The sequence below is a fragment of the Paraglaciecola hydrolytica genome (assembly GCF_001565895.1).
Taxonomy (GTDB): Bacteria; Pseudomonadota; Gammaproteobacteria; order Enterobacterales; family Alteromonadaceae; genus Paraglaciecola; species Paraglaciecola hydrolytica.
Genome location: NZ_LSNE01000009.1, coordinates 157,159 through 166,787 on the forward strand (window position 1 = coordinate 157,159; position 9,629 = coordinate 166,787).

General features: G+C 42.1%; 8 protein-coding genes. 4 read left to right on the top strand and 4 right to left on the bottom strand.

The window, feature by feature from the left end:
* The coding region (locus AX660_RS16445) for a DNA/RNA non-specific endonuclease (RefSeq protein WP_068379072.1) at positions 1-485 on the top strand (485 nt) is incomplete at its 5' end.
* A 14-nt stretch (positions 486-499) separates the two neighbouring features.
* On the opposite strand, the gene AX660_RS16450 is transcribed toward AX660_RS16445, so the two are convergent.
* The gene (locus tag AX660_RS16450) at positions 500-769 is read right to left on the bottom strand and encodes a hypothetical protein (protein ID WP_068379076.1); all 270 of its coding nucleotides are present in this window, start codon (positions 767-769) and stop codon (positions 500-502) included.
* Positions 770-1,277: 508 nt separating this feature from the next.
* Here AX660_RS16450 and AX660_RS16455 point away from each other — a divergent pair.
* Positions 1,278-2,288, top strand: coding sequence for an alpha/beta fold hydrolase (locus AX660_RS16455; RefSeq protein ID WP_068379078.1), 1,011 nt, complete (start codon positions 1,278-1,280; stop codon positions 2,286-2,288).
* A 108-nt stretch (positions 2,289-2,396) separates the two neighbouring features.
* On the opposite strand, the gene AX660_RS16460 is transcribed toward AX660_RS16455, so the two are convergent.
* A complete protein-coding gene (locus AX660_RS16460; protein WP_068379082.1) occupies positions 2,397-3,329 on the bottom strand; it encodes an exopolyphosphatase in 933 nt (310 codons plus the stop codon).
* 261 nt (positions 3,330-3,590) lie between these two features.
* Here AX660_RS16460 and AX660_RS16465 point away from each other — a divergent pair, with 261 nt between their 5' ends.
* Positions 3,591-4,061 carry an FKBP-type peptidyl-prolyl cis-trans isomerase gene (locus AX660_RS16465; protein ID WP_068379086.1) on the top strand — a complete coding sequence of 157 codons (471 nt, stop codon included), beginning with the start codon at positions 3,591-3,593 and terminating at the stop codon, positions 4,059-4,061.
* A gap of 65 nt (positions 4,062-4,126) precedes the next feature.
* A complete protein-coding gene (gene rho / locus AX660_RS16470) occupies positions 4,127-5,092 on the top strand; it encodes a transcription termination factor Rho (RefSeq protein WP_068379088.1) in 966 nt (321 codons plus the stop codon).
* Between the two features lie 132 nt (positions 5,093-5,224).
* Here the strand turns inward: rho and AX660_RS16475 are convergent, their stop codons facing one another.
* Together AX660_RS16475 and AX660_RS16480 are read right to left on the bottom strand one after the other, a co-directional pair.
* Positions 5,225-6,901, bottom strand: a complete 1,677-nt coding sequence (locus tag AX660_RS16475) for a cupin domain-containing protein (RefSeq protein ID WP_068379092.1) — start codon at positions 6,899-6,901, stop codon at positions 5,225-5,227.
* 93 nt (positions 6,902-6,994) lie between these two features.
* Positions 6,995-9,493 (bottom strand): TonB-dependent siderophore receptor, encoded by a 2,499-nt coding sequence (locus tag AX660_RS16480; RefSeq protein ID WP_068379099.1) that lies wholly within the window; start codon positions 9,491-9,493, stop codon positions 6,995-6,997.
* Between the last annotated feature and the right edge of the window lie 136 nt (positions 9,494-9,629).

Here is a 9,629-nt window from a genome sequence, read left to right on the forward strand (position 1 = left end):
ATGACCGAGGTCATTTAGTCGCTAGTGCCAATCAAATTGACAGTGACATTCAAAATAGCGAGACTTTTTTACTCTCGAACATGTCACCGCAAACCCCGAGTTTTAATCGCAGTAAATGGCGCGAGTTAGAAGATGCGATTAGAAAACTTGATAGTAAACCCAATGTATTAGAGACCTACGTACTGACTGGCCCTATCTTCGATTTTATGGCCAACATTAAACTCATTGGGGAAAAAGATAAAAACGGTATATCGGTGCCGGTGCCCAGTCATTTTTATAAATGCATACTCACCGAAGAAAAAAACGGTAGCTTAAAAATGTGGGCCTTTGAAATGGAAAATGCGGCGTTAAACATGCCTCTCTATGCCTACAGAGTATCAACCGCCTACTTGGAACAGCGTGTAGGAATGCTGATCTGGGGCAACTTAAGCGGACCTGAAATTGACAAAGAAAAATCTAAAATCCGCAGTATGTGGACGTATTAGTTCGTAAAAACGTTTTATTTACTTTCAGCCATGGCAATCACAATTTTTAAGGCTTCTTCTTTAGTAAATCCGCTGTCAATTAAGGCCGTGTACATGAGGCGAAAATACTCGGCTTGAGCTTTCACCAGCTCAGGGCTGCTTAAAGCGCGTATATTATTCAACATTTGCACGGATAATTGCTCACTCACAAAATCGAGACGTTTATTGTTTTCCTGCGCTTGCACTGAGTAAGATAGGCCAGACAGCATTAAAATAGTCGTGATGTAGCTGGTTAATTTGCGCATAGTGATGATCCTAAGGTTGATCTAAATTGAGTTAACTTGGGTTCAGTATAAGAGCTTTAGTTCAATCTAAACAGCCCAGTATTTTAAGCAATATTGGTCGTGATATTGTACAAAATATTAAGTTCCTTTTGAGTTACCAAATTCATTGGAATCCCTTGTTGAAACTCAGCTAAACAGGCATTTGATGATAAACCGCTGCATGCTCACCTAAGGGATCTTGGTCTAGTTCAAATAATAAGTCGTGCTCATTAAATGCAAGGTTAAACGAGCGGTGTGGCTATCTTCATGTTGGTGCCTATAGTATTTAATTGGTTGTTACTGTGATTATCCGGGCAGAAGACTGGACGACAAATAACGATACCCAAAATCTGTGGAATTGCGTGGCGGTGTAAAATGAAAGAGTTCCCTTATTGTTGGTTTAACTTAAGACAAACAACCGCTGTTGCTCATTGCTTAGGTCATCCATAGCGTTTATTCTGCCCATCCACAAAATAAAGAATGAGCTGCATTGAAAAACTATTTGTTATTGATTGTTGTATGTCTACTTACCGGCTGCGAACGAGGTCGTTTCAACGACAACATCACTAAAACCTATAGCCTCCCGGATAAAAATTCAGAATACCAAAAATTGCTCACACAGGAGCCCGAAAGCCTTAGTAATGATGAACTATATCAGCGTGTACTCACCTTATGGGACACGCCTTATCGTGAGTTAAAAGTACCTACCTCCTTCGGCACTGCCCATATTATTGTCTCTGGTCCTGCTGACGGTGAAGCGCTCATCTTACTCCATGGTATGAATGCAGATTCCACCATGTGGTATCCCAATGCAAAGGCCTTATCTAAAAAATACCGGGTCTATGCTGTCGATGACATTGTGGGGCCGGGAAAATCTAGGCTCAAACATGATGATGATTCAATTGAAACCGTCATCCCATGGTATTTTGAAATTTTCGACGCACTTAAACTCGACAATCCAATCCTTGTTGGCGCTTCACAAGGTGGCTGGATTGCGACTAATCTGGTACTAAGTCGACCGCAACGATTTAATAAACTGATACTACTAAGCCCAGCGCAAACTTTGAACTGGCTTGAGCCCAGCGTGGATATTTTGTCCAATCTGCTATTTGCCTTATATCCACAACGTGATCGCTTGCGTGAGATCTTAGCGACTCTGTCGAGCAATGTAGATGGCATCGAGCAGTTGTATATTGATCAATTTTACCGAACCATTACAACGGTATCGCCATCACCATTGTTAATCAGCATGCAACCTTTCGATGACGAGCAACTGGCCGCGCTCACATTGCCCGTGTTAATTTTGGCTGGAGATGATGACTTATTTAATGATCAGGAAAGTATTGATAGGGCTATGAAAGTCATGCCTTGTATACAGGCTGAGATTATTGCAGACAGCGGTCACTTTATCAGTGTGGATCAAGCTGAATTGGTGAATGAGAAAATAATAGAATTTGTTGCAACTAAACAACGTCAACAAATAGCAAAGTGTAAAAGATGATGTAACAGGTCGATTGTGATTAAACAATCGACCTTGCAGTAGGTTTAAGATGTTGATGATAGGATATAAAAATACAAACAAAGCATTTGTTGTTGGCCTTAAGCCCAATTAACCATCTAAGTTAATCTGTTTAATCAGCTCTTTTTCTACTGTAGCCGCTTGGTCTTTATCGATTTGACAGGTACCAGCAGCATGATGGCCACCACCACCATATTTAAGCATCAGCTCACCAACATTAGTCGCTGAACTGCGGTCAAAAATGGATTTGCCAGTGGCAAACACGATGTTTTGTTTTTGAAAGCCCCACATTTTATGAATTGAAATATTACATTGTGGGAATAGTGCATAAATAATAAAACGGTTACCCGCATAGATCACTTCTTCGTCGGTTAGATCAAGTACAACTAAATTGTTATATACCGTTGCACAACGGGTAATCTGCTCTTTAAATTTGATTTCATGTTCACGGTATAGATCGATACGTTCTTTGATATCTGGCAGTGCTAAAATTTCACTAATTGAATGGTCTTTACAGGCGTCAATCAGATCCATCATTAACTGATAATTGGAAATACGGAATTCACGGAAACGGCCTAAACCGGTACGCGCATCCATCAAAAAATTCAATAAGTTCCAATCTTGCGCTTCTAATACTTCTGTCAAATTAAACTGAGCTGAATCACCTTTATCAACGGCTTCCATCATGTCTTGCCAATCGCTTGGGAAAACATCAAAACCACCGTAATGATCCCATACAACACGGGCGGCTGAAGGCGCATCGGGATCGATGATGTGGTTTTTGTTGTTGCCGGTGTTGCGCAAGGTTTCAGAATGGTGGTGGTCAAAAATTAAGTGAGCGGCTGCTACATAGGGTAAATTAGTGACAATGTCATTGGCAGTAATGTCAATTTTGCCATCTTGCATATCTTTGGGATGGACAAATTTTATATCGTTTATTAAATCCAGCTTTTTCAATAAAACTGCACAAACTAAACCGTCGAAATCACTACGTGTTATGAGTCGAAATTTTTGTTGAGACATTCACACTTTCCTCTACCAAGTTACAGGGATTTATTAATAAGATGTTATCAACTAGCGTAGCGCTATTGATAGTAAAAGTTTGATTATTTCCTATAGAGTCTATTGTTACACTCAACAGTGATGGTTGTTGCACACCGTTATTGTGATTCTCGGCAAATTTTATGGTGTTTCCTCTGCTCGTTACATTGTGTGGTAGATAACTGTTTCGCTCAAAGTATGGAGTGTTAGAATGCAACACTCTTTACACTTATAGGACACCTCATGAAATTTATTGTTATCGTCGTAGTCATTGCATTGGCGATATTCTACTTTGTAAAAAAGAATACTGATAAAAAGTTAGCCATCGAAAATGTCGCCTCAGGCAAAGCATTTTTAGCTAAAAATAAACTTAACGAAGGTGTGGTACAAACCGCTTCGGGTTTGCAATATCAAGTATTAATTAAAGGCGAGGGCAGTGTGCATCCAAGTGCGAGCTCTACGGTAAAAGTGCATTATCATGGTTTGTTGTTAGACGGTAAGGTATTTGATAGCTCAGTAGAGCGTGGCAAAACCATTAGTTTCCCTTTAAATCAAGTGATCAAAGGTTGGACCGAAGGTGTGCAATTGATGGTGGTGGGAGATAAATTCAAATTTTTTATTCCTGCTGAATTAGGTTATGGAAATAGTGCCGCAGGCAGCATAACTCCCGGCTCTTTGCTGATTTTTGAAGTTGAACTGTTGGAAATCCAATAGATCCCTAGCTTAGTTTATCCAAGCTTACAAAAAGCACTTAATTCCTAACGTTATAAAGCGATACCATGACCAGAAAAATACTATCTTTGAATATCAAAAAACCTAAAGACGCTATTCCAATAAATGAAGTAGTTAGCGACGTATCACTAGAAAATGATCCAGAGAAGCGTTTTATGGATGGTGTGGCCATCAATCCGTGCCAAAGTATCCAATTAGAACTAGGCTCTGAGCAACTCAGCATGCGTGCAATGGATTTGATCACGCCAATTGGTTTGGGGCAGCGGGGTTTAATTGTTGCACCGCCAGGCTGTGGTAAAACCACCCTTTTAAAACATATCTGTCAGGCGGTGGGCAAAGCCTATCCCGCTATCAAGCTCTATGCCTTGCTTATTGATGAGCGACCAGAAGAAGTCACTGATTTTAAACGCAGTGTGCCTGCGCAAGTACACGCATCATCCACCGACGAAAGTTTTGAACAACATGTCAAAGTGGCCAATAACCTGCTTCGTAGAGCACGCAAAGAAGCTGGCGAAGGTCATGATGTGATGATAGTTATCGATTCTCTTACTCGGTTGTCAAGGGTGCATAATGCGGGAAGTAGAAGCAGCGGTCGTACTCTGTCGGGAGGGCTTGACGCTAGAGCCTTGGAAATACCACGAAAACTGTTTGGCTCTGCTCGCAAGATTGAAAACGGCGGCTCGTTAACTATCCTCGCCACCATATTGGTTGATACCGGTAGCCAAATGGATCAGGTGATATTTGAAGAGTTTAAAGGTACCGGCAATATGGAGATAGTTTTGTCTCGAGAGATTGCTAATCAGCGGATATTCCCCGCAGTGGAGATTGCTAAAAGCAGTACGCGCCGTGAAGAGCTGTTGCTAAATGCCAAAGAACTAGCAAATGCAACTGTGTTGCGCCGAGCCCTGACCCAGCTTAAGCCGCTAGAAGGCGCTAGAAAACTGGCCGAGTTATTGGAGAAATACCCAACAAATGCAGAGTTGCTAAGTCATTTTGCCGCCGTAAAGCAGTAAAAAGCAAACTAGATGCTAGTGACTAGAAACTAGTTTAGAACACTCTTTTTGGCATTTATCTTTGGCTTTAGTTCTACACCATTTACTAGCATCTAGAATCTAGAATCTAGCATCTAGCATCTAGTTACTGCTCTAACGGCTTAAGCTTTTAATCAATTCTGCATGCTGGGGAAAGAGCGCCACTAACTCAGTAGTTTGGCCCAATTGCATATCGCTATATTCAAAACCCGGGGCAACGGCTTCGCCGATTAAACCATAACCAAAATCGCCATCGGTGGGTATTTTTGAGGCCTTCCAAGTCCCGCCTTTAACTACCGTTTGCATCACTTGGCCTTGAGTGGGATCTGAGCCCATCACCACGGTTTGCAGTTCACCATCTGCTTGAATTAAATAATAGGTAATGGGATCACCTGCGTGAAAGTAATGCATGATGTCACTCTGGTTCATATGAAAATGACCAATGGGTGACTCTGCGCTGAGTAAATAGTAGATGGATGTCATGGTGACTCTATCGCCATTTTTAGTGGTGATAGTAGGGCGATGATCGGCTTTAAAGGTTTGACGAAAATACCCGCCTTCTACGTGGCCTTCAAGCTGCAAAGCATCCACCAATTGTTGGGTGGTTAATTTTGTGGTTTGTTGGGCGGGTAGTTGGGCTTGAACCTCACTAACAGGTTTAGTCGCTGGGGTGATTATGTTGCTTGCATCGTAGGGCATAGTGGTTTTAAATTGGGCCCAGTTGGCTACTATGGTATCGACTACTTTGCTGCCCACAGTATAAGCCGATTCAACGGAAGAAAGTAAACCTGCAAAACCGGCTTCACCACTTTCAGCACTGAGATTTTCAACGGCAGTTAAATCAGGTGGCTGCATGGAATAATTGCTGGCAGTGCGCAGCACCATAAACCGTGAGCGATCAGCTAAGTTGGCACGAGCCAAATACACCATGGCTTGATAAGCACCAGTATCTTCCATACCAGAACTCACAAAATTACCTTCGCCTTGAGTCCAATAACTTGTCCAATCGTTGGCCCATTGGTTCATCAATTTTCCATGCCAGAAAGTCGAAGAGGCTAGATGATCACCTTTAAGTACAAAGGGCGGACGCTGGGCATTGGGGTGGTCAGTGTATTTTTCTCGCAGTTCAAACATGGCGGGATATTCGCTAAGTTTAAGATCTTTAGTTAGATTAAAAGCCCAATCCGTCAATTTTTCGTTAAGTTTATACACTTCGCCATTGGCTGAATAACCGTCGCTTAATTTAGGGGCTGGCAAACCCGTACCGGCATTAACCGGCTCGTTGGCAAACAGGGGAAAATAGCCCGTTGGCCAGTCAGTGGGAATTTCGCGGCCGTCTATTTCGTGGGCCAGATCACCATCCACTAACCAGGTCGCCCAAGCGGCAGAGCCTATGGAGGCATCGGCTGGATCAAAACCAGCAATACCGGCCACTAGCCAATAGGCATGGCTCAAATCAAAACGCGGATCAAGCCCCAGCGCCATAATAGCGGCAGTGGCTTTGGCGATGCCCATGCCTGTTACTATGCCCATGACACCGGATTGAGGGTTAATGCAGATATCGTGATGAGAAACAGGGAAGGGTAAACAAGTATCAAGTTTTTGCCCGGCCTTCCATAATTGAAACTCGCCCGCTTTGTCACCCTGATCTTCACCAATTTCAAACATGGTGACTACTACTACTTTGATTTCGATTGGAGACTCGACTGCAGATGAACTAGCTGGTTCATCGTTACAGGCGCTTAAAAAGCCAAACAAAATCAAACATATAATGAATTTTAAAGCTTGCATACAGATCCTCTTATAAAAAAGGGATAAGCCTGCAAGCAGTCTTATCCCTTTTTTTGTGCTACTGCTTAGTAATTAAGCAGTATAGGTAGTTAATTAAAATTTATAAGCAAACTTAGCTTGATAACTCCGTGGTAATTCAGGCAATACAATTGAACTACCAAACAAGTCAGGGAAGTTTGAACGGAAGTAAGTTTCATCAGTTAAGTTTTTAATGTTAAAACTCACTGACCACATTTCTTCTTGATAAATAACCCCAGCATTAACCAAGGTATAAGCGGGTAATAATACGGATTGAGAATAACCTGAATAGGTTGAGTCTACATCCACAATACTGGCGTTTGCCGCAAAACCATTTTGGAAATCATAGGTTGCCGTTAAGGTATAGATATTCTCCGGAATACCGGCTTTACGACCTTCTGGATTGTTAGTGTTAGGGTTAGGCCCACCGGCCACACCACCAAAAATTAATGAAGGATCAACCAAGGGCATATCTTCTGCGCCATAAAAACCATACTGACCACCATCTTCAAGGGCCGTTAAGTTTTTAACTTTTACATTGGTATAACCCGCACTGATAACTAAGTCGTCACTCACCACCCAACGTAATTCAAACTCAGTCCCTTTGGTGCTCGTCACGTTATTTAAGGTCGCAGATTGAGCTTTGGTATCGGTACGCTCTTGTTCATAGTTTGCAATGGCAAAATACAAAGAGTCTTCTAAAAATGTGCCTTTAACGCCGTATTCCATCAAAGTAGATTTATCAAATACACCACCAGAATAGATAGCACCGGTTTTAATTTCCGCGCCTTGACCTACTATGATGGTTGATTGCTCCGCAGCGGTAATATATGGAATTAAACCAAAATCAAACTTATACGAGATACTGGTATTCCATGATACGCCGTCAACTGTGTCTTCTGCATCCACAGGGGCCGTAATATCCGAGGCGGTGTAGTTTACTGGGTCGGCACCAAAGTCATTCAGAAAATATTTGCCATCTTCCGATACAATGACAAAACCCGAGCCATAGTTACCTAATAGGGTTTTTTCTACATCTGAATGGCTTTCCATATCAAAGGAGTCATAACGGGCACCTAATACGATATTAAGACCAAAGTCCCAGGTTAAGTCGACCATGACTCCAAAGCCAAGATCTAAATAATTACCTGTGTACCACTCGGTATAATCGTCATCAATGCTGGTGGCTAATAAACGTCTATCCAGTGCACCTGATGCCATGGTGAGATCACGACGGTCAAAATATTCGTTTTTCCAATCTTCACCGTGTTCAAAGTCTATGTAACGTAGTGAGGGCGAAATCTGCAGCTGTGCGATTAAACTGTCAGTTTCATACTCGTTTGAAAAAACAATTTTATCTTCTACTACATAACTGTCGTGGTATTGAGAAAAACCATAGGCATTTTCGTTGAGGTTTTCATAACCTTCGTAGAAAAATTGGTTTTTAATTTCCCAGCCACTATCGGTGTAATAAATTACATCAAAGTACAAGGTTTCTACGGTATTCAATAATTTGTCTTCGGCCGCTACCAATACTTGGCTGCCTTTAAGTGTGGTGGTACCTACATTTTCTAGGGCCATAATATCCGGAATGAGATCTGGCGTAGTCTCATTCATGGGTACTTGCCATATAAATGGGTTAACGTTAACCGCGTTATATTCTTGGTGAGAGATCCAGCCGTCGCCATTGGTATCTAATGGTTGTGCAGTACCTGTGATATAAGTACCTGTATCCACTAAATCTTGGGTTAAACGGTTCCAGCCAGCAACTTGGTTACCAGCATAATCATGGTACATGCCGCCAAATTCTATGCGTAAATTATCGGTAATATCTACGTTAAATGAGGCTTGTAGTACGGTTTGATCAGTACCTGTGTTTTCGTAATAGCTACCAGAATTTTCGACTTCACCGTATAAATAAAAGCCCGATTTTTTACCTGCGACAGAAGCGGGGCCGCCTAACTCAGCGGTTAAAACTGACTTGTCCCAACTGCCTAAAGTGTAAGACATCGCACCTTTGTTTTGATCTAAATATTGACCACCGCTAGCTCGGGCTGATTTTGGATTAAAGTTTAAGTAACCACCAATTTTAGCTGGTCCATAAATAGGTGATGCAGGGCCGCGTACTATATCAACTCGGCTTGATGCACCTATGGGGGTAGGGTAGTTACCTGGGTTATCTAAGCGTTTAACGCCACGAAAATAAGTTTCACCTGGTGTACCACGTACATCCAAAGAGCCCGCCACACCAAAAAACGATTGGGTAAAGGTACCGGGTGCAAAAGCAACCAGTTCATCGATGTCGCTGATGGCAAAACGTTCCATTTGCTCGTCACTGATGGTGGACGCTGAACGTGGGGTTTCTAATATGGATTTACCAAAACCGAATACCGCCTCTACATCTTGTCCTGGCAAACTACCTAAAGAGCCTGTTACCTGAATTTTTTCAATTTCGTTTTCTTTTTTATCGGCAGCATCAGGCTCTTGTGCGATAGCTTGTCCAGTCGTCGCTATGGCTAAGGCCATAGCAACAGCTTTAGCCAGTGGCGCATTTTTAAATAAATTGTTAGACATGTTTTAGTTCCCCGGTGTTTTCTTGTCGCTTAGTTCGCGCTTATAAATTAATTTTAGGTAGGTTTACATTTTCCCAAGCTGAAATTGCACGAAGGGTGCCAATTACTTGTCCATTTGGTCAACAAATATTTATTTG